The 24,960-nt window shown below is 66.5% G+C and carries 25 protein-coding genes; 11 read left to right on the forward strand and 14 right to left on the reverse strand.

The window, feature by feature from the left end; all coding sequences use genetic code 11:
* Nucleotides 1-61 precede the first annotated feature (61 nt).
* Together ACM42_RS03825 and ACM42_RS03830 are read right to left on the reverse strand one after the other, a co-directional pair.
* Nucleotides 62-349: an antibiotic biosynthesis monooxygenase gene (locus ACM42_RS03825; protein WP_271526672.1), complete on the reverse strand. Its 288-nt coding sequence runs from the start codon at nt 347-349 to the stop codon at nt 62-64.
* An 11-nt stretch (nt 350-360) separates the two neighbouring features.
* Nucleotides 361-663: a monooxygenase gene (locus tag ACM42_RS03830; RefSeq protein WP_271526673.1), complete on the reverse strand. Its 303-nt coding sequence runs from the start codon at nt 661-663 to the stop codon at nt 361-363.
* A gap of 120 nt (nt 664-783) precedes the next feature.
* Here ACM42_RS03830 and ACM42_RS03835 point away from each other — a divergent pair, with 120 nt between their 5' ends.
* Nucleotides 784-1,740 carry a LysR family transcriptional regulator gene (locus tag ACM42_RS03835; protein WP_271526674.1) on the forward strand — a complete coding sequence of 319 codons (957 nt, stop codon included), beginning with the start codon at nt 784-786 and terminating at the stop codon, nt 1,738-1,740.
* A 68-nt stretch (nt 1,741-1,808) separates the two neighbouring features.
* Here the strand turns inward: ACM42_RS03835 and ACM42_RS03840 are convergent, their stop codons facing one another.
* From ACM42_RS03840 to ACM42_RS03855, 4 genes are read right to left on the reverse strand one after another with little or no spacing between them, the layout of a single operon-like run.
* The gene (locus ACM42_RS03840) at nt 1,809-3,065 is read right to left on the reverse strand and encodes a CCA tRNA nucleotidyltransferase (RefSeq protein WP_271526675.1); all 1,257 of its coding nucleotides are present in this window, start codon (nt 3,063-3,065) and stop codon (nt 1,809-1,811) included.
* Between the two features lie 10 nt (nt 3,066-3,075).
* Nucleotides 3,076-3,339 carry a DUF6111 family protein gene (locus ACM42_RS03845; protein WP_124163351.1) on the reverse strand — a complete coding sequence of 88 codons (264 nt, stop codon included), beginning with the start codon at nt 3,337-3,339 and terminating at the stop codon, nt 3,076-3,078.
* Nucleotides 3,336-3,971: a CoA pyrophosphatase gene (locus tag ACM42_RS03850; RefSeq protein WP_370115329.1), complete on the reverse strand. Its 636-nt coding sequence runs from the start codon at nt 3,969-3,971 to the stop codon at nt 3,336-3,338. Before ACM42_RS03850 ends, ACM42_RS03845 begins: the two co-directional genes overlap by 4 nt.
* A 38-nt stretch (nt 3,972-4,009) precedes the next feature.
* On the reverse strand, nt 4,010-4,621 hold the full coding sequence (locus tag ACM42_RS03855; RefSeq protein ID WP_271526676.1) for a DUF1285 domain-containing protein: 612 nt from the start codon (nt 4,619-4,621) through the stop codon (nt 4,010-4,012).
* Nucleotides 4,622-4,892: 271 nt separating this feature from the next.
* Between ACM42_RS03855 and ACM42_RS03860 the strand changes: the two genes are divergently transcribed.
* The 6 genes from ACM42_RS03860 to ACM42_RS03885 all read left to right on the forward strand — a co-directional run bounded on the left by ACM42_RS03860 (nt 4,893) and on the right by ACM42_RS03885 (nt 14,949).
* Complete coding sequence (locus tag ACM42_RS03860; protein ID WP_028181301.1) at nt 4,893-5,891, forward strand: AAA family ATPase; 999 nt, start codon at nt 4,893-4,895, stop codon at nt 5,889-5,891.
* Nucleotides 5,891-6,835 (forward strand): DUF58 domain-containing protein, encoded by a 945-nt coding sequence (locus ACM42_RS03865; protein ID WP_271526677.1) that lies wholly within the window; start codon nt 5,891-5,893, stop codon nt 6,833-6,835. Before ACM42_RS03860 ends, ACM42_RS03865 begins: the two co-directional genes overlap by 1 nt.
* Nucleotides 6,832-9,645 (forward strand): DUF4159 domain-containing protein, encoded by a 2,814-nt coding sequence (locus tag ACM42_RS03870; RefSeq protein WP_271526678.1) that lies wholly within the window; start codon nt 6,832-6,834, stop codon nt 9,643-9,645. The genes ACM42_RS03865 and ACM42_RS03870 overlap by 4 nt, the downstream gene beginning before the upstream one ends.
* 178 nt (nt 9,646-9,823) lie before the next feature.
* Entirely contained in the window at nt 9,824-11,887 is a 2,064-nt protein-coding gene (locus ACM42_RS03875) for a hypothetical protein (protein ID WP_271526679.1), read from the forward strand.
* A 142-nt stretch (nt 11,888-12,029) separates the two neighbouring features.
* Entirely contained in the window at nt 12,030-12,434 is a 405-nt protein-coding gene (locus ACM42_RS03880; RefSeq protein WP_271526680.1) for a DUF2946 domain-containing protein, read from the forward strand.
* A 145-nt stretch (nt 12,435-12,579) separates the two neighbouring features.
* Entirely contained in the window at nt 12,580-14,949 is a 2,370-nt protein-coding gene (locus ACM42_RS03885; protein ID WP_271526681.1) for a TonB-dependent receptor, read from the forward strand.
* Between the two features lie 255 nt (nt 14,950-15,204).
* Here ACM42_RS03885 and ACM42_RS03890 read toward each other — a convergent pair whose 3' ends face one another.
* The 4 genes from ACM42_RS03890 to ACM42_RS03905 all read right to left on the reverse strand — a co-directional run bounded on the left by ACM42_RS03890 (nt 15,205) and on the right by ACM42_RS03905 (nt 17,584).
* A complete protein-coding gene (locus ACM42_RS03890) occupies nt 15,205-15,720 on the reverse strand; it encodes a GNAT family N-acetyltransferase (RefSeq protein WP_271526682.1) in 516 nt (171 codons plus the stop codon).
* Between the two features lie 130 nt (nt 15,721-15,850).
* Nucleotides 15,851-16,792 carry a glycosyltransferase family 2 protein gene (locus ACM42_RS03895; protein WP_271526683.1) on the reverse strand — a complete coding sequence of 314 codons (942 nt, stop codon included), beginning with the start codon at nt 16,790-16,792 and terminating at the stop codon, nt 15,851-15,853.
* Complete coding sequence (locus tag ACM42_RS03900; protein WP_271526684.1) at nt 16,789-16,944, reverse strand: hypothetical protein; 156 nt, start codon at nt 16,942-16,944, stop codon at nt 16,789-16,791. Before ACM42_RS03900 ends, ACM42_RS03895 begins: the two co-directional genes overlap by 4 nt.
* Nucleotides 16,945-17,092: 148 nt before the next feature.
* Complete coding sequence (locus ACM42_RS03905; RefSeq protein ID WP_271526685.1) at nt 17,093-17,584, reverse strand: NUDIX domain-containing protein; 492 nt, start codon at nt 17,582-17,584, stop codon at nt 17,093-17,095.
* Nucleotides 17,585-17,676: 92 nt separating this feature from the next.
* Here ACM42_RS03905 and ACM42_RS03910 point away from each other — a divergent pair, with 92 nt between their 5' ends.
* Nucleotides 17,677-18,558 (forward strand): metallophosphoesterase family protein, encoded by an 882-nt coding sequence (locus ACM42_RS03910; RefSeq protein ID WP_271526686.1) that lies wholly within the window; start codon nt 17,677-17,679, stop codon nt 18,556-18,558.
* Between the two features lie 121 nt (nt 18,559-18,679).
* On the opposite strand, the gene ACM42_RS03915 is transcribed toward ACM42_RS03910, so the two are convergent.
* From ACM42_RS03915 to ACM42_RS03925, 3 genes are all read right to left on the reverse strand, one after another.
* The gene (locus ACM42_RS03915) at nt 18,680-19,234 is read right to left on the reverse strand and encodes a hypothetical protein (RefSeq protein ID WP_271526687.1); all 555 of its coding nucleotides are present in this window, start codon (nt 19,232-19,234) and stop codon (nt 18,680-18,682) included.
* A 191-nt stretch (nt 19,235-19,425) separates the two neighbouring features.
* On the reverse strand, nt 19,426-19,638 hold the full coding sequence (locus ACM42_RS03920) for a DUF4170 domain-containing protein (protein ID WP_027575539.1): 213 nt from the start codon (nt 19,636-19,638) through the stop codon (nt 19,426-19,428).
* A 32-nt stretch (nt 19,639-19,670) separates the two neighbouring features.
* Nucleotides 19,671-21,302: an isocitrate lyase gene (locus ACM42_RS03925; protein WP_271526688.1), complete on the reverse strand. Its 1,632-nt coding sequence runs from the start codon at nt 21,300-21,302 to the stop codon at nt 19,671-19,673.
* Between the two features lie 230 nt (nt 21,303-21,532).
* On the opposite strand from ACM42_RS03925, the gene ACM42_RS03930 reads away from it, so the two are divergent.
* Nucleotides 21,533-22,978, forward strand: coding sequence for a helix-turn-helix domain-containing protein (locus ACM42_RS03930; protein ID WP_028180213.1), 1,446 nt, complete (start codon nt 21,533-21,535; stop codon nt 22,976-22,978).
* Between the two features lie 137 nt (nt 22,979-23,115).
* On the opposite strand, the gene ACM42_RS03935 is transcribed toward ACM42_RS03930, so the two are convergent.
* A complete protein-coding gene (locus tag ACM42_RS03935; protein WP_271526689.1) occupies nt 23,116-23,409 on the reverse strand; it encodes an antibiotic biosynthesis monooxygenase in 294 nt (97 codons plus the stop codon).
* Nucleotides 23,410-23,631: 222 nt separating this feature from the next.
* Here ACM42_RS03935 and ACM42_RS03940 point away from each other — a divergent pair, with 222 nt between their 5' ends.
* Both ACM42_RS03940 and ACM42_RS03945 read left to right on the forward strand, forming a co-directional pair.
* Nucleotides 23,632-24,432: a hypothetical protein gene (locus ACM42_RS03940; RefSeq protein ID WP_271526690.1), complete on the forward strand. Its 801-nt coding sequence runs from the start codon at nt 23,632-23,634 to the stop codon at nt 24,430-24,432.
* Between the two features lie 175 nt (nt 24,433-24,607).
* Nucleotides 24,608-24,958, forward strand: coding sequence for a hypothetical protein (locus ACM42_RS03945; RefSeq protein ID WP_271526691.1), 351 nt, complete (start codon nt 24,608-24,610; stop codon nt 24,956-24,958).
* Nucleotides 24,959-24,960 lie beyond the last annotated feature (2 nt).

Here is a 24,960-nt window from a genome sequence, read left to right on the forward strand (position 1 = left end):
TAGTGGAGAATCCGCGGCAAGGCAACCGCCGAGGCGGCCGAACCGGCCGCCGCGTCCGGCATCATGCGGCGAACCGGCCCGCCCTGATGACGGGGGTGAACCGCGGGCGGCCCTTGGCGCCGCCTTTGGCCATCGTCGCCGGCACCGAGGCGTCGGATCGAAAGGCGTCGCAGGCCGCTTCGTCCCGCCAGTCGATCAGGACGATGACCCTGTCCGAGCCATCCGATGCGAACAGCACCTCGGCCCCGAGGCTCCCATGCGCCTCCCGCTTGCTCCGGCCGTCCGTTGCGAAGACGGAAAGAAAGCGCGCAAGATCCTCGATCTCGACTTCGGCAATGGTCGTGTACATCGCTTGCCCTCTCAGAGCGGCGCGCGCGTCGTGCGAGACAGCGGCAGATTGAGGCTGAAGGACGAGATCGCCGGGTCGATCACGCCGAAGTCGGCGAGACGCGGCCGATGCTTGGCCACATAAGCAGCGGCAGCTTCCGGCGTCTCGAACAAGTAGACGCCCCCCGAGCGGCCCGCGCTGCGGTTCTCGCCCCAGAGCTTCCAGATGAGCCCGGGCTGGGCCGCGATGTCGTCCGCAAGATCACGGCAGGCGATTTCAAGATCTTGACCCCACGGCCCATCAAACGCGAAGTCGAATTGCAGCAATGTCCTCATGTGGTACCTCTTGTTCGCAACGGCCCGATCGGGCTCGCGCAGCGGTCTACGTCGCCGTCGCGCTTGCGAGAATTCACCGTTTGGTAGGATCGATGCTGACTGGGAGTGTGGGATAGGGCCATGGATACGCTGAGCAGCATGCGTGTTTTCGTGCGGGTGGTTGAGCTCGGCGGCTTCAACGCGGCGGCCCGCGCCTGCGCGATGTCGGCCGCGATGGTGGCCAAGCATGTCGGTCATCTCGAGGAGCGCACCGGAGCCCGGCTTCTGGACAGAACCACCCGGTCGGTCCGGCCGACGCCGGAGGGGCAGCTCTATCTCGAGAAGGTGCTCGCGATCCTCGAGGCCGTCGACGAGGCGGAGGGCACCGTGGGAGCGGAGAACCGGGAGTCGCGCGGGACGCTCCGGGTGACGGCGCCGGTCGAGCTCGGCCAGGACCACCTGGCGCCGCTGCTCGTCGATTTCATGTCGCGGCATCCCGGCATTGCCGTCGTCGCCGACCTGACGAACCGCCCGGTGGATCTCGTGCAGGAAGGCTTCGACATCGCGATCCGCGTCGCGCCGTCGCTCGACACCGCGCTGATCGGACGCAAGCTCGCGACAACCCACTTTCGCGTCGTGGCAAGCGCGGACTTCCTGGCCCGACACGGCGTTCCCGACACGCCCGAGATGCTCTCGGCCTTGCCCGCGCTGACCTTCTCGCAGCCCGCACCTCGTCTCGACTGGTCCTGGCGCCGACGTGAGATGCAGGGGAAGGTCAGGATGACCGCCCGGCTCGCCTCGACCAGCGCCGATACGTTGCGCAAGGCGGCGGTGGCGGGGCTTGGCGTCTCGTGGCTTCCGTCATTTGTCTGCGGCAAGGACATCGAGGCGGGCCTGCTGGTCCCGATCCTGGAGGATTGCGACTGGGGCAGCCTCGGCGTGCACGTCCTGTACCCGCATCGGCGTTTCGTACCGAGCCGGCTCCGCCTCTTCATCGACTTTCTTGCGGAGAGCCTCGGTGACGATCCCTCGGGAGACCCGTGGGCGCCCCGGTCGGAAGACCGCAGCGTTGTGCGCGCAGGAAGGCGGTCTGCCTAGCTGAGCCTGGCGACCATCCGGCTGTCGCAGGCGAAGAATACGGAGACCGCGATCATCGGCACCGCGGGTCACGTTTTCTGGGTGCGGCGGATTCGTGCCGCAGCTCGATCGGCGATGGACGCGAGCGCGGCTTCCTCGAGTGGAAAATCCGCCGCGAGCCAGGCGTCCTCGGCGAGCGTCAACACATGTCCGAGCGCGGGTCCTTCGGCCAGACCGCGTGCGATGAAGTCGGCGGCCTTGAGCGGAAATTTCGGCGCGGTCCAGCGCTGCGGCAGCTCGGCGAGCGCGCGCCAGCTCGACGAGGTGACGTCGCCGCCGTTCCTGGCCCAGCCCAGCAACACGCGATCGTGATAGCGCTCGGCGCCGAGCCGGTAGAGCAGCCGCCGTGCATCGGCTTCGTCCTTGGTGGCCAAGCGCCACCAGCGGTGCCCCATCGAATCCAGCGCCTTGGTTTCGGCGTTGGAGAGCCGCAAGCGCGCGGCGACGCGCTTGGCGTCTTCGGTGACGGCGACCGACAGCGCGGCCAGGCGCCGCGTGCCGCTTGCGGTGAGGCCGAGCTCGCGCTCGATCGCGATCATCGTCGAAAAAGGACCGGTATAGGCGACGCCGCCGATCAGCGCCTGCAGCAATCCGCCCTCGGCCATGGCCAGCACCGCCGCGGCTGCACCGCCGGCCACCAGCAATTTCAGCATCTCCATGCGCACCCGCTCGGCCGAGAGGCTAGCCAGGCCCGCGCGCCCGCGGATGCAAGCGAGATAGCCGTCGCGGTCGGGCTCGCCGGCACCAAAAGCGGCGTGGATGCGGAAGAAACGCAGGATACGCAAATAGTCCTCGGCGATACGCTGGTCGGGATCGCCTATGAAGCGCACGCGGCGGGCTTTCGCATCGGCGATGCCGCCGACATAGTCGTACACGACACCATCAGCATCGACCGACAAGCCGTTCATGGTGAAGTCGCGCCGCTCGGCATCCTTCACCCAGTCGCGGCCGAACGCGACCCTTGCCTTGCGGCCGAAGGTCTCTGTGTCCTCGCGCAGCGTGGTGATTTCGTAAGGGTGCCCGTCGATCACCAGCGTGATGGTGCCGTGGTCGATACCGGTCGGCACGCCCTTGATGCCGGCGGACGTGGCACGCCGCATCACCTCGTCCGGCAGCGCCGTGGTCGCGATGTCGATGTCGCCGGGCTTGAGACCGAGCAGCGCATTGCGGACGGCGCCGCCGACCACCCGTGCCTCCTCGCCATCACTGCCGAGCAGTTGCAGGACACGCGCGGTCCCGCCTGCGGTCAGCCAGGGCGCATGGGCAAGCAACGGCTCCGCGCTCATCGGTCGGCCCCTATTTTTCCGTGCCCGGCACGAGCTTGCCGTTCTCGATATGGGCGGGAACGTAGGTCGAATCCGGCGGTGCGCCGGAGAAATGCGCAAGACCGATCAGGCCCGCGATGACAAGCACGATCGCCACCAGCGCGAGGCGCGCGACGATCGCGACCGGCCAGGAGGATCGCGCGAACAGGCCGGACCGCGTTGCGGCCAGAAACAACGCATAGACGGCAAAGGGGATGAGGAAGATTCCGATCTCGGTCAGAACCGTCCGGATCATGATGAATAGATCCGCTCATACAGCACACGCAACATTCCGGCCGTCGCACCCCAGATGTAGCGTTCCGCGAACGGCATCGCGTAATAGGACCGCGCCATGCCGCGGAACTCCTTGCTGTGCACCTGGTGGTTCACCGGATCCATCAGGAAGGATAGCGGCACCTCGAACGCATCATCAACCTCGGAATGGTTGATGGTGAGCGAAAATCCGGGCCTGACCCTCGCGACCGTCGGCAGGATGCGGAAGCCGAAGGCGGTGCCGTAGAGATCGAGATAGCCGAGCGGCTCGACGAAGTCTCTGGACAGCCCGACCTCCTCCTCGGCCTCGCGCAGCGCCGCATCCAGCGGCGAGGAATCGGTCGCATCGATCTTGCCGCCGGGAAACGCGATCTGACCGGCATGGTCGTTGAGATGGGCAGATCGCTGCGTCAGCAGGATGGTGGGCTCGGGATGGTCGACCACCGCGATCAGGACCGCCGCCGGCCGCACCGGCTGCTCGCGCGCGATGATCTCGAGCATCTTGTCGGTGCCGGGATCGCCCGAGGCCGGGATGATGTTCGGATCGTACAGGCCCGGCGGCACGTCGAAGCCGAGCTTCGCCCGCGAACGGGCGAAGAAATCCTCAGCTCCCATCGCGACCGGCTCGTTCGTCAGGATAGGCTTGTTCAGATTCAAAGCGCGGCCCTCACCTGCTCCGCATCGGCCATGGCGAAGAATTCGCCGGCCGACTCGACACCGAACATCGGCTGGCCATCGACCATCCGCTCCTCGCCCATGTCAACCAGATCGTAATAGAGCGCCCTTGTGACCTTGGCCCAGAGATCGGCGCGGACGTGCAAGTAGGGCGTCAGCCCGCCATCCGGTGCCTGCTCGAAACGCAGCCGGTGCGCGGCATCGCAGGTGACCCAGTCATCGACATTGGTGCGGAAGCGCAGCACGCGATGATGGCCCTCGCCGTCCTTCTGCATCTCGACCGCCATGAACGGCGCATCATCGACGCGGATGCCGACCTTCTCCACGGGCGTGACCAGGAAATGCTTGTCGCCCTCGCGCTTGAGGATGGTCGAAAACAGGCGGACCAGGGCAGGACGTCCGATTGGCGTTCCCAAGTAGAACCAAGTACCATCGGACGCGATTCGGATGTCGAGATCGCCGCAAAACGGCGGATTCCACAGATGCACCGGAGGCAGACCCTTTTTGGCGCCTTCGGTATTGGCAACGCTTTTGGCGGCCGCAGTCAGCCCCTCGAGACCGCGATCGGCGCTCTGCCCTTGGTTCGCCATGGTTTGCCCTGACTCTGTGATTGGCACGATTGGTGCAGGTCTACGTTGTACTCGGGTGTGCGGTTCCATCCGGAATAGTCCGGTGTGGAGGTCGCCACTTCGTGATGCCGTACATACCCCGAAGCCGATAAGGTGGGGATAGGTTAATTCAACGAATACATGGCCTTCCTGCAAGTCTAGCATAGGGCCCATGACGTGACGTGATGACCCGACGTGACGTGCTGACGTGACGATGCGAGCAAGCCGCGTGGCAGGCTGAAGGAGCGAGCGAATGGCGGAGAGTGTCGAGAAACTCGAGGACGGGATCGTCCGTTCGGCTGAGCAGGTGTCGAGCCAGATTCGCGCCGCAAAGGAAGCGATCGCCTCCGTCATCTTCGGCCAGGATCGCGTCATCGAGAACACGCTGGTCACCATTCTCTCCGGCGGCCATGCGCTCCTGATCGGCGTGCCGGGCCTCGCCAAGACCAAGCTGGTGGAGACGCTCGGCGTCACGCTCGGTCTCGACGCCAAGCGCATCCAGTTCACCCCCGATTTGATGCCGTCCGACATTCTCGGCGCCGAGGTGCTGGACGAGAGCACCGCGGGCAAGCGCGCCTTCCGCTTCATCGCCGGTCCCGTGTTCGCGCAGCTCCTGATGGCCGACGAGATCAACCGTGCCAGCCCGCGCACCCAGTCGGCGCTCCTGCAGGCGATGCAGGAGCAGCACATCACCGTTGCCGGCGCGCGGCACGATCTGCCCAAGCCGTTCCACGTGCTCGCGACCCAAAACCCGCTGGAACAGGAAGGCACCTATCCGCTGCCCGAAGCCCAGCTCGACCGCTTCCTGATGGAGATCGACGTCGACTATCCCGATCGCGATGCGGAGCGCCGCATCCTGTTCGAGACCACCGGCGCGGAGGAGACGCTCGCCAGGGGCTCGATGACCGCGGATGCGCTGATCACCGCGCAGCGCCTGATCCGGCGCCTGCCGGTCGGCGATTCCGTCGTGGAGGCGATCCTGTCGCTGGTGCGCTCGGCCCGCCCGGGTCCGGACGCCGGTGAAGCCGGCAAGTTCATCGCCTGGGGACCCGGCCCGCGCGCCAGCCAATCGCTGATGCTGGCCGTACGCGCACGTGCGCTCATCGACGGGCGCCTCGCGCCCTCGGTCGACGACGTGCTCGACCTCGCCGAACCCGTGCTGAAGCACCGCATGGCGCTGACGTTCCAGGCGCGCGCCGAAGGCCGCACGATTCCGGACGTGATCCGGCAATTGAAGACACGGATCGGTTGATGGCAGCTGAGAGCGGGCACGCAGCGAAGGAGACACTGGCGATCCGACGTGCCGATGGCGAAAGTCGCACGCTCGCCGCTTCGCTGCCGCGCCTGGTGCTCGAGGCCCGCCGCATCGCCGCCAACGTCATCCACGGCCTGCATGGCAGGCGACGCGCCGGCGCCGGTGAAAACTTCTGGCAGTACCGCCGCTTCGTCTCCGGCGAGCCGTCGCAGAATGTCGACTGGCGCCGCTCGGCGCGTGACGACCATCTCTATGTCCGCGAGCTCGAATGGGAAGCCTCGCACACGGTCTGGATCTGGCCCGACCGCTCGCCTTCGATGGCGTTCGCCTCGAAGACCGCGCGCGAATCCAAGCTCGAGCGGACGCTGATCGTCGCCTTCGCGCTGGCCGAGCTGCTCGTCTCCGGCGGCGAGCGCGTCGGCATTCCCGGGCTGATGGCGCCGACCGCAAGCCGCAGCGTCATCGACAGGATGGCACAGGCGATGCTGCATGACGATGCCGACCGGCTGAGCCTACCGCCGTCCTTCGTGCCCGCGGCTCTGGCCGAGATCATCGTGCTGTCGGATTTCTGGTCACCGATCTCCGAGATCAGGACGATGCTGGCAGGGCTCTCCGGCTCCGGCGCGCATGGCACGATGGTGCAGGTCGTCGATCCCGCCGAGGAGTCGTTTCCCTATTCCGGCCGCGTCGAGTTCGTCGAGCCCGAAGGCTTCGGCGTGATCACCGCCGGCCGCGCCGAGAGCTGGGCGCAGGACTATACCGCGCGGCTCGCCCTGCATCGCGATCAGATCCGCGCCGAGACCAACAAGCTGGACTGGCTGTTCACGACGCACGCGACCGACCGCTCCGCAGCGGAGCTGCTGCTGTTCCTGCATGCCGGCATGCAGGTGAGCAAGTCGGGCGCCCGCACCACGACGATCAAGGCGGAGCCGGCCGCATGATGGGATTGCCGCTCGCCTTCACGCAACCGCTGCTCCTGATCGGCCTCGTCAGCCTGCCCGTGCTGTGGTGGCTGCTCCGCGTGATGCCGCCGCGGCCGCGTCGCATCGAATTTCCGCCGACGCGCCTGCTGTTCGACATCGCCCCCAGGGAGGAGACGCCCTCGCGGACGCCCTGGTGGCTGACGGCGCTCCGCCTGCTCGCCGCCGCGCTGGTGATCTTCGCCGCCGCCGGCCCGATCTGGAATCCGCAAACAGGCGCGGCCGGCAGCAGGGCGCCCCTGATGATCATGTTCGACGACGGCTGGAGCGCCGCATCGCACTGGGACGTCAGGATCAGGACCGCCGACGAGCTGATCGCCAATGCCGACAACGACAGCCGCGCGATCGCGCTGGTGCCGCTGTCGGAGCCGAACCGCGACATCACCCTGATGCCGGCGGGTGCGGCGCGCGTGGCGCTGCGGCAACTCGCGCCGAAGCCCTATTCGATCGACCGCGTCGAGACGCTGGCTGCGGTCGACCGCTTCCTCAAAGTCACCGGCGACTGCGAGATCGCCTGGCTCTCCGACGGCGTCGACACCGGCCGCGGCGAGGACTTCGTGCAGGGCCTTGGCAAGACCATCGGCGATCGCAGCCTGACCGTGTTCGAAGGCGGCACCTCCTCGCCGCTGGCGCTGGTCGCGGCCGAGAACGCCGCGGCGAAGATGACCGTGAAGGTGCTGCGCACCGACGGCGGCATCGCGGTCGGCACCGTGCGCGCGCTCGACCAGAAGGCCTCGCCGATTGGAGAAGCCCGCTATTCGTTCGGCCCGCAGGACAAGGAGACCGAAGCCGCGTTCGATCTGCCGGTCGAGCTGCGCAACGACATCACCCGGCTGGAAATATCCGGGGAGCGCTCCGCCGGCGCGGTGCAGCTGCTCGACAAGCGCTGGCGCCGCCGCGCCATCGGCATCGTCTCGGGCTCGACCAGCGAGACCGCGCAGCCGCTGCTGGCGCCGACCTTCTATCTCACCCGCGCGCTGGCGCCGTTCGCCGACGTCCGGCTCGCCGACAAGGGCTCGCCGCAGCAGGGCATCACACAATTTCTGGACCAGAAGCTGCCGATGATCATCCTCGCCGATGTCGGCACCATCTCCCCTGAACTCCGCGAGCGCCTCAATGCCTGGGTCGACCAGGGCGGCGTGCTGGTGCGGTTCGCTGGTCCCCGGCTGGCACAGGCCGAGGACGACCTCGTCCCGGTCAAGCTGCGCAAGGGCGGTCGGACGCTCGGCGGCAGCCTGACCTGGGAGAAGCCCCAGCATCTGGCCTCGTTCGCGGCCGACGGCCCGTTTGCCGGCGTGGTGGTCCCCAAGGACGTCACCGTGAGCCGCCAGGTGCTGGCCGAGCCCGACGCCGTGCTCGCCACCAAGAGCTGGGCCTCGCTGGAAGACGGCACGCCGCTGGTGACCGGCGAGCATCGCGGCAAGGGCCTCGTCAGCCTGTTCCACGTCAGCGCCGACATGCGCTGGTCGGACCTGCCGATGTCGGGCACCTTCGTCGAAATGCTGCGGCGGGTGGTCGACATGTCCGGCTACACGGCCAAGCCCGGCGCGGGCGTTGCCAGCGAGGCGACCGCCGAGACGGTGGCGCCGCTGCACATCCTCGATGGTTTCGGCGCGTTCGGCCCGCCGCCGGCGACCGCAAAGCCGCTGCCTGCCGATTATCGCGATCGGGCCACACCCGATCATCCGCCGGGCTTCTATGGTCCGGCAGAAGGACCGCTTGCCGTGAACACGCTTGCTGCCGCCGACCGCATCGCGGCCCTGAACACCGCTGGCCTGCGCGCCCGGCACGCCACCTACACCAATGCCGAACCGCGGGACTTGCGCGGCTGGCTGCTGTCCACCGCGCTCGCGCTGTTCCTGATCGACGCCATCATCGTCGCGGTGCTCGGCGGCGGGATTGCCGCGCTGCTGCGCCGCCGCGCCGCGCCCGCAATGATCGTGTTCGCCCTGGTGCTCGCGGGCCTGATGTCGTTTGCGCCGACGCCGGCGCGCGCCGACGGCGCCGCGGACGAGTTCGCGATGAAGGCGGTGTCGCAGACGCGACTCGCCTATGTCGTGACGGGCAATGCCGACGTCGATTCCATCGTCAAGGCGGGCATGAACGGGCTGACGCTGTTCCTGGCCCAGCGCACCGCGCTCGAGGCCGGCGATCCCGTCGGCATCGATCCCGCGCGCGACGAGCTCGCCTTCTTCCCGCTGATCTACTGGCCGATCGTGCCGGGCGCGCCGAAGCCTCCGCAGGACGCCATCAACAAGATCGACGCCTACATGAAGCAGGGCGGCACCGTGCTGTTCGACACCCGCGACGCGATCGAGGCACCGCCCGGCGCGAACGGGGCGTCGCAGACCCCGGGCATGCAGACGCTGCGCGAGATACTCTCCTCGCTCGACGTGCCCGAGCTCGAGCCCGTGCCGCGCGAGCACGTGCTGACAAAGACCTTCTATCTGCTACGCGATTTCCCCGGCCGCTTCACCGCCGGCCAGACCTGGGTCGAGACACTACCGCGCGAGGAGGACGAGGACAGCGCGCAGCGGCCGGCGCGCGGCGGCGACGGCGTCTCGCCGATCATCATCACATCGAACGATCTCGCCGGCGCCTGGGCCGTGCGGCCCGACGGGCAGGCCATGCTGCCGGTGACCGGCGGCGACGCCCGCCAGCGCGAATTCGCCTACCGCGCCGGCGCCAACATCGTGATGTACACACTGACCGGCAACTACAAGGCCGACCAGGTGCACGCACCGGCCCTGATCGAACGGCTGGGGCAATGATGCGGTTTTTGAAACTCGACACCTGCCAAAACGAAGCCGTCATGGCCGGGCGTAGCCGTCCAAAGGACGGCGTCGCTTCCGCTCGCCTATGCCCGGCCATCCACGCGTCGCCACGGGGCGCGAAGAACGTGGATGCCCGGGACAAGCCCGGGCATGACGATGCCGAGAGAGCGAAAACATGAACTACGGCATCGCATTCACGCCACTTGTTCCCGCGATCGTGCTGTGGCTCGCGCTCGCCGCGATCGTCGTCATGGCGCTGGTGCTGCTGCTGGCACGCGCGCGCGGCGCCGCGGTGCGCGTGGCCGCGCTGGCGCTGGTCCTGCTGGCGCTCGCCAATCCCTCCTTCACCCGCGAGGACCGCGATCCCCTCACCTCGGTGGCGGCCGTCGTCGTCGACAAGAGCCCGAGCCAGAATTTCGGCAACCGCAACCGTGAGGCCGCCCAGGCGCAGGAAGCGCTGGTCGACAGCCTGAAGAAGATCAAGGGCCTCGAAGTCCGCGTCGTCGAGGCTGGGCAGGCCGACGGCGAGACCGACGGCACCAAGCTGTTCGGCGCCCTCGCCTCGGCCTTGGCGGACGTCCCCGTCGACCGCGTCGCCGGCGCGTTCCTGATCACCGACGGCCGCGTCCACGACATTCCGGCGAACGCCGCCGCGCTCGGTTTCCAGGCGCCGGTGCACGCGCTGGTCACGGGGCAGAAAGACGAGCGCGACCGCCGCATCGCGATCACGGCGGCACCGCGCTTCGGCATCGTCGGGCAGACCCAGACCATCAACTATCGCCTCGACGACCAGGGTGTCTCCGGCGAGCGCGCCAGGGTCACGATCCGCCGGGACGGCGAGGTCATCAACGAGCGCACGCTGGGAAGCGGCCAGAGCGCAAGCGTCGACGTCGACATCAAGCATGCCGGGCCGAACATCGTCGAGATCGAGGCCTCGCCGCTCGAACGAGAATTGACGCCGGTGAACAACCGCGCCGTCGTCGCCATCGACGGCGTGCGCGACAAGCTGCGGGTGCTCCTGGTCTCGGGCGAGCCGCATTCGGGCGAGCGCACCTGGCGCAATCTGCTCAAGTCCGACGCCAGCGTCGACCTCGTCCACTTCACCATCCTGCGCCCGCCGGAGAAGCAGGACGGCACGCCGATCAACGAATTGTCGCTGATCGCGTTTCCGACGCGCGAGCTGTTCCAGCAGAAGATCAACGAGTTCCAGCTGATCATCTTCGATCGCTACGCCCGTCAGGGCGTGCTGCCGATCGCCTATTTCGACAACATCGCGCGCTATGTCCGCTCGGGCGGCGCGGTGCTGGTCTCGGCCGGGCCCGACTACGCCTCCAACACCAGCATCTGGCGCACGCCGCTGGATTCGGTGCTGCCGGCCGAGCCGGTCGGCGTGACGGAAAAGCCGTTCTATGCGCATCTGTCCGACATCGGCAAACGCCATCCGGTCACGCGTGGCCTCGAGGGCTCCGCCAGCGAGCCGCCGCGCTGGAGCCGGTTCTTCCGCACCGTCGATACCCGCAATGCGGTGAACCCGCCTGTCATGACCGGCGTCGACGGCAAGCCGCTTCTGTTCCTGTCGCGCTTCGGCGAGGGCCGCGTCGCGCTGCTGCTCTCCGACCACATCTGGCTGTGGGCGCGCGGCTATGAGGGCGGCGGGCCACATCTCGATCTGCTCAGGCGGATGTCGCACTGGCTGATGAAGCAGCCTGATCTGGACGAGGAGGCGCTGCGCCTCCAGGTGCAGGGCAAGGACCTCGTCGTGGTGCGTCAAACCATGGCAGACAGCGTCCAGCCGGTGAGCGTCACTTCGCCATCGGGCGTGTCGCACGACTTGACGCTGGCGTCCGCCGATCCCGGCGAGTGGCGCGCCAGCCTGCCGGCGAACGAGCTCGGCCTGTGGCAGGCCACCGACGGCACGCTGAAGGCGCTGATCAATGTCGGCCCGACCAATCCGAAGGAGTTTTCGGAAGTCACCTCCACGGTCGATACGCTGAAGCCGCTGACGCAGGCAACGGGCGGCAACGCCGTGCGCGTGGCCAGTGGCTCCAGCGTCGAGCTGCCGCGCATCCTGCCGGTGCGCTCAGCGAGCGTCTTCAACGGCGACGGCTGGATGGGGGTGCGGATGCGCGACGCCAGCGTGGTGAAGGGCGTCGGCGTGCTGCCGATCTTCTCCGGCCTGATCGGCCTGTTGCTGCTGCTCGGCGCATTCGCCGCGACCTGGGTCCGCGAAGGACGCTAGTTGCCGGAACGACACATCTGGTCGGCGGTCTGCATGCGCTGATCCCCCCGCCGTTGACATCCGCGGAGCGATCGGGCGATGTTACACTATAACATCGCGGCGTCCTGGGATTGACGCCCCGATGTGGGGGTGGCGTTTCTAGATGAAGTGGTTCCGGTCGAATATCAGGCACGGCGCTCGGCTCGCGTTGTTCGCGATGCTGGTGCAGGTCGCGCTGACGTTCGGCCACAGCCACTGGTTCGCCCAGGCCGCGCCCCTCGCCCAATCCTCGTTGCAGCAGACCGATAACACCAAGGGCGCTGCTGCGATCGACCACGCCGTGGTCCAGAAGCAATCGCCTTCAGGTCCTGACCGCGAGCATCCGGGCGACGACAGCTGCGCGATCTGCGCCGTCATTGCGATGGCCGGTGCCGTCGTATCCGCAACGCCTCCCGTGCTGCTGCTGCCGCAGGCGATGGAGCTGCTCCGACGCACCACGGATGCCGAATTCATCCACCTGAGATCGGCCGGCACGGCATTCCAGCCCCGCGCCCCTCCCGCATCCTGACTTCCAACGCTTGATCACGCCCAGCCTCGCCGCTTTCAGGCGAATGCCCGGGAGAAGTTGAAGTCGAATTCCGTCGCACCGCGACGGCAGGCCGCCTCCGATCAGCAGACCATCATCCGGACGGCGCCTGACTGGAATCAGGACAATGTCATTCAAATCGCGACGCGCGCAACGTCTTGGCGGAGCAAGCCTGCTCCTGCTCGGCGCTGCCGCCACATCTGCGTTCGCTCAAGACTCGGCGCAGGACAAATCGTCGACGGAGATCCCTGCCGTCACCGTAACGGCGCCGAGCCCGATCGTGCGCAGAGCGGTGGTGCCGTCCCGCAACCCTGGGCGCGGCGCGCGGACCGCACGGGTGCGCAGCCGCGAGCAGACGGCTGAAGCAACGCCTGCAGCCCAAGCGCCCGCAGCGCCCCAGCAGGGCGTGCTGCCTATCGTGACCAATCAGTTCGCGACGGTGACGGTGGTTCCGAACGAGGAGATCCGCCGCGAGGGCGGCGGCCAGCTCGGCGATCTCCTGTTCTCCAAGCCCGGCATCACCGGATCGAGCTTCGCGCCCGGCGCCTCCAGCCGGCCCATCATCAGGGGTCTCGACGTCAACCGCGTCGGCATCCTCGAGAACGGCACCAATGCCGGCGGCGCCTCCGACCTCGGCGAAGATCATTTCGTCCCGATCGATCCGCTCGCGACCAACCAGGTCGAGGTGGTGCGCGGGCCAGCGGCGCTGCGCTACGGCTCGACCTCGATCGGCGGCGTGGTCAGCGCCACCAACAACCGGATTCCGGATGCGATGCCCTCCTGCGCGCCGTCGTTCCAGAGCTACGGCCTGCCGACCAAGGCGCCGCTCGCGAGCGCCGCGACCTCGCCCTGCGTCACCGCCGAGACGCGTACCGCCTTCAGCTCGGTCGACCGCGGTATCGAAAGCGGCGTGCTGCTCGATACCGGCGGCGGCAATTTTGCCTTTCACGCCGACGCCTACGGCCGCACCACCTCGGACTATTACATCCCGAGCTATCCTTATCTGACCGACCAGTCGCGTCCCGTGAACGGCCGCCAGCCCAACTCGGCGACGCGCTCGGACGGCGCCTCGATCGGCGGCTCCTACTTCTTCCAGGGCGGCTATATCGGCGCGTCGATCACGCAGAACGACTCGCTCTACCATATCCCCGGCATCGACGGCGCCGACCACAACACGCGGATCGACGCGCACCAGACCAAGATCAACGTCAAGGGCGAGTACCGCCCCGACGCGGCCGCGATCGACACGATCCGCTTCTGGGCCGGCGCGACCGACTACCGGCACAACGAGATCGGCCTTGCCGATCCCGCCGACCTCAACACCGACGGCATCAGGCAGACCTTCACCAACAAGGAGCAGGAGATCCGCACCGAGGTGCAGCTGATGCCGTTCAACGCCCGCTTCGCCGAGGTGACGACCGCGCTGGGCTTCCAGGTCGGCCATCAGGAATTGAGCGCGCCGAGCCCGGACAATCCCGGCACGCTGTTCAACGGCCTGTGGGACCCTAACAACAGCACGCGCGTCGCCGGTTACGCTTTCAACGAGTTCAAGTTCACGGAGACCACGCGGGCGCAGATCGCCGGGCGCATCGAGCATGTCGAGCTGCACGGCACCACGCCGGACTTTCCCGCCGATTACCTGCCCGACGGCACGCCGCAGGCGCCGATCGCGCGCAATCCGTCCTTCACGCCGAAGAGCGGCAGCATCGGCCTGTTGCAGGACCTGCCGGGCGGCATGGTCGGCAGCATCACCGCGCAATATGTCGAGCGCGCGCCGAAGGCGGCCGAGCTGTTTTCCCGCGGCGGTCACGACGCGACCGCGACCTTCGACATCGGCAACCCGAACCTCACCATCGAGACCGCAAAATCGGTCGAGCTCGGGGTACGCAAGGCGACCGGACCGTTCCGCTTCGAGGCGACCGTCTACTACACGCATTTCGACAATTTCATCTACCGCCGCCTCACCGGGGTCATGTGCGACGACGACTTCGCCTCCTGCGGTGCGCCCGATGGCGAACTGAATCAGGCGGTCTACTCGCAGCGGAACGCGAACTTCCGCGGCGGCGAATTCCAGTCGCAGCTCGACGTCGGCGCCTTCCAGGGCGGCATCTGGGGCATCGAGAACCAGTTCGACTTCGTCCGCGCCACCTTCAGCGACGGCACCAACGTGCCACGGATTCCGCCCATGCGCGTGGGCGGCGGTGTATTCTGGCGCGATGACAACTGGCTGATGCGGATCAACCTGTTGCATGCCTTCGCGCAGAACGACGTGGCCGCGATCGCGGAAACGCCGACGGCGGGCTACAATCTGTTGAAGGCCGAGGTCAGCTACAAGACCAAGCTCAGGCCGAATCCGTTCGGCGCGCGCGAGATGTTGGTCGGCCTCGTCGGCAACAACCTGCTCAACGAGAACATCCGCAACTCGGTGTCCTACACCAAGGACGAGGTGCTGCTGCCCGGCATCGGCGTGCGGGCGTTCGCGAACTTCAAGTTCTGAGCGTCGCTTGTGTCGGGGCCCAAAGGGCCCCGGCACACACGGTCATTGCGAGCGCAGCGAAGCAAATCCAGACTGCCTCTGCGGAAGGATTCCGGATTGCTTCGCTGCGCTCGCAATGAGGAGCATGAGGAGCCGCTGTCGTACTCCCAATACACAGCGTCGTAGACCGGCTGAGCGAAGCGAGATCTGGGGCAGTGCATCGGCGGCGACAGGTTTCCCGGATGTCGCTTCGCTCATCCGGGCTACGGGCCACTCCTACCCCCGCGCCTTGCTCCAGTCGGGGCCGATCGGACCCGACACGCCCTCGAAGGCGCCGTCGACGAGCTCGAACACCAGGATGCGAGCGGCGTCGACAGGGCCCGGCATGGTGACGCGGCCCTTGGGGACAGGCTTGAAGCCGACACGGCTGTAATAGGGCTCGTCACCGACCAGCAGCACGAGGCGATGGCCCTTCGCCTTCGCGTCCTCCAGCGCACGCTCCATCAACAGACGGCCGACACCGCGACCGCGGAACGGCGGCTCGACGGTGAGCGGCCCGAGCAGCAGCGCGGGCGTGTCGCCGATCAGGATCGGCAATTGCCTGACCGAGCCGACCAGCAGCGTGCCGATGCGGGCGGTGAAGGACAGCTCGAGCAGATGGTCGACGTGCTCGCGAATCCGGTAGGCGCTCAGCACGAAGCGGCCGGGCCCGAAGGTACGTTCGTGCAGCCGCTCGATCGCCTGAGCGTCGCCGGCGGCCTCGGGAAGGATGGTCACTGAGAGATCGTTCATATCAATTCGCGGAGTAGCACTTGCGCTTGTGAAGGTCCATGGGCGGTGTCAGTGCCGGGCTTCACCTCTCCCCAGCGGGGACACGTGAACCGCATGCCTGGTCCGCACCGACACCGGTCCTGCTTTGGGCTCAACCTGCGTCCCGTTTCAACGACGGCTGGGACAGGTAGGCCAGCATCTTCATTTCCCGCCGCCCTCGCGTGACCGTGTCGAGCACGAGCCCCGACGACGCCGACAGCAGGGCCATGATCATCAGGCCCATCGACAGCACGGCGGTGGGCAGCCGCGGCACGAGCCCGGTCTCGAAGAAGGTGATCACAATCGGGATCGCGAGGATGATCGAGACCAGCGCCAGCAGGATTCCGATCACCATGAAGAAGCGCAACGGCCGCTCCGAACGGTAGAGCTTCAGCATGGTGCCGAGGATGCGGAAGCCGTCGCGCCAGGTGTTGAGCTTCGAGAACGAGCCTTCAGGGCGCGCGTAATAGGGCGTCTCGACCTCGGCGACCGGCAGCGACAATTCCAGCGCATAGACCGCGAGCTCGGTCTCGATCTCGAAGCCGTCGGAGAGGACGGGGAAGGATTTGACGAAGCGGCGCGAGAACACCCGGTAGCCGGACAGGATGTCCTTGAAGGCATGACCGAAGGTTGACGACAGGAAGCCGGTCAGCATGCGGTTGCCGGTGCGGTGCCCGAGCCGGTAGGCGGCCTGGACCTGATCGACGCGAAGGCCGACCACCATGTCGAGATGATCGTCGAGCAGCCTGTCGATCATGCCCGGAGCGCTCGGCGCATCATAGGTGGCATCGCCGTCGACCAGCACATAGACGTCGGCCTCGACGTCGGCGAACATGCGGCGCACGACGTGGCCCTTGCCCTGCCGGCGCTCGCTGCGCACGATCGCGCCAGCCTCGCGCGCGACCGCGGCGGTACGGTCGCGCGAATTGTTGTCGTAGACGTAGATTTCCGCCGAGGGCAGCGCCTTGCGGAAATCGGCAACGACGGTCGCGACCGCCGCCTCCTCGTTGTAGCAGGGCACCAGCACGGCGATGCGAAGTTGCGTTGAGGTCATCGCGACGGCACTCCGAGGCTTGTCGGCCCGCGCCCGAGCGGCGCAGCCTGCAGGGGCAGCGAGCGCGGCTCGCTCCAGCGCGCCATCGTGACGACGTTGCTGGCGAGGATCGCAAGGCAGATCAGGCCGAAAGCGGGCTTGGCAATCTTCATCCGGTTTCCGTGGTATGCGTCGAGCCGGTTACTAAAGCGCGATGCGATTAGAACGAATCGTCATCGCGCTTCAGGTTGTTGTTTAAGCATGATCTTTTCGGAAAACCGCTGCGCACTTTTCCGGATCATGCTTTAGCACAGGGCCCCCTCAGCGCCACGTCGCAATCAAGGGCCGGTCGTCGAGCACTTCCGCGATCCGCAGCCGCGTGCCGGGCGTGGTGCCCTCGGGCAGCGCCGCGATCGCGAAGAACCCGCATTCGACGATCTCGCGGTTGGGCGCGGGCAGGCGATCCTGCCTGAACTGCCTGACGACGTAGACCGCGACGTGGTCGCGGCGGGAGACGTGGCTGTTGAGGAAGATGCCGTGCAGCACGGCGTCACCGGTGAGATCGATGTCGCCCTCCTCCTTGAGCTCGCGCCGCATCGCCTGCTCCATGGTCTCGCCGTGGTCGACGCCGCCGCCAGGCAGATACCAGCCGCTGACGTAGCTGTGCCTGACCAGGAAGACCCGATCCTCGGCATCCAGCACCACGGCGCGGACGCCGAGCGTCATGCCGCGGACGAGCAGGAAATAGGCGTGGAAGAGCCGCCGCAGCAGCGGCTCGGCTTTCCGTCGGACACGATTCAGACTTTCTCCCATCAGACTTCCCTGCCGCCCCGTTTCAGGCCCTGCTTGCGCGTCGGGCGCGACCTTGCCATTACGGTAGAGCAATAGCGAGGCAATCGCGCCCCATGGCTCCCTTCACGCTCGCCCATCTGTCCGACCCGCATCTGCCGCCTTTGCCGAAGCCGCGGCTAATCGAGCTCGCGGGCAAGCGCGCGCTCGGCTATGTCAACTGGACGCGCAACCGCCACAAATATCAGCGCCGCGAGGTTCTCGACGCACTCGTCGCCGATATGAGGGCGCAGGCGCCCGACCACGTCGCGGTGACGGGCGATCTCGTCAACCTCGCGCTGGAGGCGGAATTCGCGCCGGCCCTCGCCTGGCTCGAAAGCGTCGGCCCGCCTGAGCGCGTGACCGCGATTCCCGGCAACCATGACGCCTATGTCCGTGCCACCTTTCATCGTTTCGGCGAGACGTTTGCACCCTATCTTGCCGGCGACGACGGCCGCATCGGTTTTCCGTCCGTGCGCCGACGCGGACCGCTCGCGCTGATCAGCCTGTCCACGGCGGTACCGACCCTGCCGCTGATGGCGACGGGCACGCTCGGGCCCGATCAGCTCGCGTCGCTCGAACAGGTGCTCGAACGGCTCGCGGCGGAGGACGTCTTCCGCGTGCTGCTGGTGCATCATCCGCTGAAATCCGATTCCCGCCAGAAGCGGATGACGGACGCGCCCGCCCTGCTGGCGCTGCTCAAGCGCCACGGCGTCGAGCTGATCCTGCACGGGCACGACCACGTTCATTCGACGATATGGGTCGAAGGTCCCAACGGAAACATTCCCGCGCTCGGCGTTCCCTCGGCCTCCGCGCTCGCGCACGGACGCTACCCGGCGGCGGCGTACAATCTGCTGACGATCGAGAAGGACAATGCCGGCTGGCGCTGCGAGCAGACGGTGCGGAGCCTGGGGGCTGGATTTCAGATCGGGCAGATCAAGCATGCGAGGTTGATTTAGACCCCTTGTCATTCCGGGGCATGCGAAGCATGAACCCGGAATCCATCAGGCCGCAGCCCGTGGTGATGAATGGATTCCGGGCTCGCGCTTCGCGCGCCCCGGAATGACGAGGGAGAGAGTCTCACCAGCTCCGCAAAGCCGCCAGCACCGCGACCCCGAACAACGCCGCGGCGCCGAGCACGAACCCGAACACGAACGGCCAGACGCGCGAGCGGCGTGGCGGCTCGGTGGCTGGTGCTTGCGGTTCGGGCGGGACCACCATCGCGCGCTCGCGCTCGACCATGCGGCGCGCGACATAGTCGGTGACGGCCTCGACGATCACAGCGGTGTCGTGCGACTCGGCGAGGACGATGCGGCCAAAACGGGTGTCCTGGACGAAGCGGTACATCCGCTTGTCGCGCCCCATCACGATGTGGGCGACGACGTCGATCCAGAGTCTTGGCGTATCGCCCTGGCTGATGCCGCGGTCGAACAGGTCGATCTGATCAGGCACCTGCGCGAACAGGGGATCGAGCGCGTCATTGAGGATCTCGAGCCGCGCCACCTCGGCGTCCCTGAGATCGACGACGACGCCGGTCCGGTCGGCGGCCTCGATCCGTGCGCGCAGCAGTGCATCGCGCAGCCGCACCGGGCGCGGCTGGCCGGGATGGATCCCGCTGGTCTCGGGCTCTGACATTGTCGGCCTCGTCCTCGACTTTCCGGCATTAACCTATCAGCAACCACTCCCTCCGCAAAGGTCTACAATTCCAGATACTTACAGAGCCCACAGCCGTTTCACCTGTACCAAAAGCAGACGATCCCACCCAGGCAGAGCCTGGATGGGACCGTCCGTCCTTGGACGTCTTCTTGGTTCAGGCCGGCAGCCGATCAGGCTGCCGGAGCGCGCTGCGGCTCTTCCACGATCGAGAAGCGGACGCCGGCCTTGTGGCGGCTCTCTTCCGACACCTCGCGCCAGCAGTCCTCGGCTTCCTTGCGGGACTTGAACGGACCTTTGACCTGGGCCGAGCCTTCCACGAGCTTGTGGAAGTTCATCGAACCGAACTCGCCGCCGATCACCCAGAAATTGCTGCCTTTGGTCATTGTCAGTCTCCTATCGAGAGTAGCGTGGTTCGTTAGCCGAACTGGTTCATCGTGTTGTGGGCGCCGCCCGCCTTCAGGGCCGCCTCGCCGGCGAAGTACTCCTTGTGGTCGTCGCCGATGTCGGAGCCGGCCATGTTCTGATGCTTCACACAGGCGATGCCCTGACGGATCTCGGCGCGCTGGACGTTCTTGACGTAGCCGAGCATGCCCTGCTCGCCGAAATACTCCCTGGCCAGATTGTCGGTCGAGAGCGCTGCCGTGTGATAGGTCGGCAACGTGATCAGGTGGTGGAAGATGCCGGCGCGCTTGGCCGAATCCGCCTGGAAGGTGCGGATGCGCTCGTCGGCTTCCTTTGCCAGCGGCGTGTCGTCGTACTCCGCCTTCATCAGCTCGGCACGGTTGTACTTGCTGACGTCCTTGCCGGCCTCCTTCCAGGCGTCGAAGACCTGCCAGCGGAAGTTGAGGGTCCAGTTGAACGAGGGCGAGTTGTTGTAGGCCAGCTTCGCGTTCGGAACCACCTTGCGGATGCGGTCGACCATCTTCGCGATCTGCTCGATATGCGGCTTCTCCGTCTCGATCCAGAGCAGGTCGGCGCCGTTCTGCAGCGAGGTGATGCAGTCCAGCACGCAGCGGTCTTCGCCGGTGCCCGGGCGGAACTGGTAGAGGTTGGAGGGCAGCCGCTTCGGACGCATCATCTTGCCGTTGCGGTTGATGATGACGTCGCCGTTCCTGGCGTTCTCCGCCGTGACTTCCTCGCAATCCAGGAAGCTGTTGTACTGGTCGCCGATGTCGCCGGGCTTGTGGCTGACGGCGATCTGCTGCGTCAGGCCGGCACCGAGCGAGTCGGTGCGGGTCACGATGACGCCGTCTTCGACGCCGAGTTCGAGGAAGGCGTGGCGGCAGGCACGGATCTTCGCCAGGAAGACCTCATGCGGCACGGTGACCTTGCCGTCCTGGTGACCGCATTGCTTCTCGTCCGAGACCTGGTTCTCGATCTGCAGCGCGCAGGCACCCGCTTCGATCATCTTCTTGGCGAGCAGATAGGTCGCCTCGGCATTGCCGAAGCCGGCGTCGATGTCTGCGATGACGGGCACGACATGGGTCTGGAAGTTGTCGATCTTCTCGATCAGCTCCTTCTCCCTGGTCTTGTCGCCTTCCTTGCGCGCCTTGTCGAGGGCGCGGAAGATGTCGTTCAGCTCGCGCGAATCCGCCTGGCGCAGGAAGGTGTAGAGCTCTTCGATCAGCGCCGGCACCGAGGTCTTCTCGTGCATCGACTGGTCGGGCAGCGGACCGAACTCGGAGCGCAGCGCGGCGATCATCCAGCCCGAGAGATAGAGGTAGGTGCGATCGGTCTTGCCGAAGTGCTTCTTGACCGAGATCAGCTTCTGCTGGGCGATGAAGCCGTGCCAGCAGCCGAGCGACTGGGTGTACTTGGTGGGGTCGCCGTCATAGGCGGCCATGTCCGCGCGCATCAAGGCCGCGGTGTAACGGGCGACGTCGAGACCGGTCTTGAAGCGGTTCTGCAGGCGCATGCGCGCGACGGCCTCGGCCGTCACCCCGTTCCATGTCGGCTGGGTCGCAAGGAGCGCCTGGGCTGCCTCGACCTCGCTCTGATACGAGGCCGGACGCAGGAGGGGGCTGATGCCGCGGGGCTGGTAGTTCATGGACCTGATCCTTTCGCTGACGATGGCGAATGGCTACCATCGACATTCTTGACAGTGCATTGCGAGATGCGTGTCAGGAGCTAAACGCGAAAACGGAAAATTCGGATAGAGGGCTTGTTTCTGATTGGTGATGTCATGTAACATCAGAACATGTAATAGATGTTATTTTGTAAATTTTGTAAATCAATGGGTCAGTAAACCTGACCTTGATGTGTCTGGGGATCTGAGACATGCCCGCCGTTTCCGGCAAGAAACTCTTCGTCGGCCCGCGCTTCCGGAGGATCCGGCAGCAATTGGGGCTGTCGCAGACCCAGATCGCCGAGGGCCTCGGGATCTCGCCGAGCTACGTCAACCTGATCGAGCGCAACCAGCGCCCGGTGACCGCGCAAATCCTGCTACGTCTTGCCGAGACCTATGACCTCGACCTGCGCGACCTCGCCACCGCCGACGAGGACCGCTTCTTCGCCGAGCTCAACGAGATCTTCTCCGATCCCCTGTTCCGCCAGATCGACGTGCCCAAGCAGGAGCTGCGCGACCTCGCCGAGCTCTGCCCCGGCGTCACCCACGCGCTGCAACGGCTCTACGCCGCCTATACCGAGGCGCGCCAAGGCGAGACGCTGGCCGCCGCGCAAATGGCCGACCGCGACGTCGGCACGCGCTATGAGGCCAATCCGGTCGAGCGCGTGCGCGAGCTGATCGAGGCCAACCGCAACTATTTCCCCGAGCTCGAGCAGGCCGCAGAGACTCTGCGCGATGAGCTGAACGTTCCGGCCGAAGGTCTGTATGCGGCGCTCGCGGCGCGCCTGCGCGAGAAGCATTCGATCCAGACCCGCATCATGCCGGTCGACGTGATGCGCGAGACGCTGCGGCGCTTCGACCGGCATCGCCGCCAGCTCCTGATCTCGGAGCTGGTCGACCCGCCCGGCCGCGCGTTCCAGCTCGCCTTTCAGCTCGGCCTCGGCGAATGCGCGCAAGCCCTGGAGACCATCATCGGCCGCGCCGGCCCGCTGGACGACACGCCGCGCCGCCTGTTCCGCATCACCCTCGGTAACTACTTCGCAGCGGCGGTGATGATGCCCTATCCGGCCTTCCTTGCCGCAGCCGAGGCGCTCAACTACGACATCCACGTGCTGGCGCAACGCTTCAATTCCGGCTTCGAGCAGGTCTGCCACCGCCTCACCACCCTGCAGCGGCCGAACGCGCGCGGCATTCCGTTCTTCCTCTTGCGCGTCGACAATGCCGGCAACGTCTCGAAGCGCTTCTCCTCCGGCACCTTCCCGTTCTCGAAATTCGGCGGCACCTGCCCGCTGTGGAACGTGCATTCGACCTTCGACACGCCGGACCGCCTGCTCAAGCAAGTGATCGAGCTGCCGGACGGCACGCGCTATTTCTCGATCGCGCAGATGGTGCGCCGCCCCGTCGCGCCGCACCCGCTGCCGCAGCCGCGCTTCGCCATCGGCCTCGGCTGCGAGATCCGTCACGCCGCACGCCTGACCTATGCCGCCGGCATCGACCTGGAGAAAACCGAGGGCACGCCGATCGGCGTCAACTGCCGTCTGTGCGAGCGCGAAAATTGCGCCCAGCGCGCCGAGCCCCCGATCACGCGCACGCTGATCCTGGACGAGACGACGCGGCGGGTGTCGAGCTTTGCGTTCTCGAATGCGCGGGAGCTGTGAGGAACAGCTGTCATGCCCCGCGCAGGCGGGGCATCCAGTATTCCAGAGACCTCGAGATTCACAACGACTGCCGCGGCGTACTGGTTCGCCCGCCTTCGCGGGCGATGACAGTTGAATGTGAGGCGACAGCCTCCGACCTATGCCAGCGTATGCACGATCACCGGCCCCGCCACGGCGCGCGCGTCGCCGGCCAGCAGCGGGCCCAGCTCCTTCTCGATCCAGGCGATCGCGCGCCGATTCGCCTCCTCGGCCTGCTCGAACTTGTCGAAGATCGAGATCGCGGTGACGGTGTCATCGCCGGCATAGACGACGTAGTAGGCGCGAAAGCCATCGACGTCGCTGATGATCGGAACGGCGCCGTCCTTGATGCGGCGCGCCAGCTCTTCCGCACTCCCGCTTTTCGCCTTGGCCTGACGGATGGCGGCATACATGGCATCCTCCCTTCCGGCAATTGGGGTTGGTGCCCCCGCTTCATGTTACGCCGAAGTGCGTGGCCAATCCACGCTTGGTTAATCCCGCACTAATCCGCCTCCGCGATCTGCAACCAGGGATTAAGCACGCCTCAACATCGGCGCCTTAGTCTCGCCCCACTCACGTTTCGCAAACAACGGCGGCCCATTCTGCCGGGGCGAAGTGACATCAGGGGGTTCATCATGCGCATTGCGTTGCTGCTGACCGCAACCATCGTCGGCGCGCTCTTCGCCAATCCATCTCATGCCGGGTCGCTCGATGCCGACGCAGCGCCGTCGCTGCCGCCGGGCTTCCAGGGCTACCGCGGCTACATGTTCGACCTCTCGGAGAACTCCGACCGCAAGGACGTCGACAAGCTCACCGACAATCTGAAGCAGCAGATCGACGCCGTCGAAGCGGCCGGCCTATCGCCGCGCGTGCTGCGGTTCTTCCGCACCGTGCCGATCATCGCGAGCGAGCTCGCCTGCCTCGACGAAGGCGCCGCGACCGCCTGCTACGGCCGCGTCGCTCCCAACGTCGAGCGCCGCGTGCCGCGGACGCTGACGGTGTGGGACCACAACAAGCAGCGCTGGACCAATCCGAACGCCGTCGACCTCGCGGTCGACTCGGGGCTCGGCGTGATCATGCTGCGGCCGGACATGATGCGCTACGAAAAGGAGGCCGTGCTGCTGCACGAGCTTCTCCATGCCTATCACGCACGGCTGCTGCCGGACGGCTACGCCAACAAGGGCGTGATCGCCTACTACGCGCTGGCCAAATCCAAGGACATGTTGCCCAAGGAAGCCTATGCGATGAAGAATCCCATGGAATTCTTTGCCGTGACCGCCAGCATCTTTCTGGCCGGAAAAAGCGAATTCCACGACCCGAAGTCGCGCGAGGCGCTCAAGGAGAAGATGCCGGACTATTACAAGTATCTGGTCGGCGTGTTCGGCTTCGACCCCGAGCCGGCGGCGTCGAACGGTCCGGTGGCCTCGCTGAAGTAAAGCAGACAACGCGTCTCCCCAAGCAAGCCAGCCAAAAAGCCGCGCAATATGCGCGGCTTTTTTTGCTTCGCAAGCTGGAAGCTGCGGATGACGCGCTGGCGGGAATTGCCAAGGCGGGGCCCGATCTGCATAGTCCCGCCGCATCGATACCGTTTTTCGAAGAGGATGAGAGAACATGGCGGACGCAGACCTGGATGTCGTGATCCGGCAACTGGCCAGACAGCTGCATACGGGCCTGATGACCCGCGCCAAGGAGCGGCGGGATCGCTTCAACGGCCTTGCGGCCAAGGCCAAGGGCAAGGAGACCGGCGAGCGCTTCAAGATGATGGCCAAGGCCACCATGGAGCAGGCCACCGCCGCGGCCAAGCGCCTCCAGATGTCCGCCGACAACGTCGCCGACAGCTACGCGCGATCGATGCGCCTGGCCGCCAGTGCGCCGATTGCGGTGAAGGTGGAAAAGAAGGCGAAGGACAAGCCCGAGAAGAAGGCCAAGGCGAAGAAGGCGAAGGCCAGGAAGGCGAAGTAACC

Source organism: Bradyrhizobium sp. CCBAU 25338 (assembly GCF_028128965.1).
Classification (GTDB): domain Bacteria; phylum Pseudomonadota; class Alphaproteobacteria; order Rhizobiales; family Xanthobacteraceae; genus Bradyrhizobium; species Bradyrhizobium liaoningense.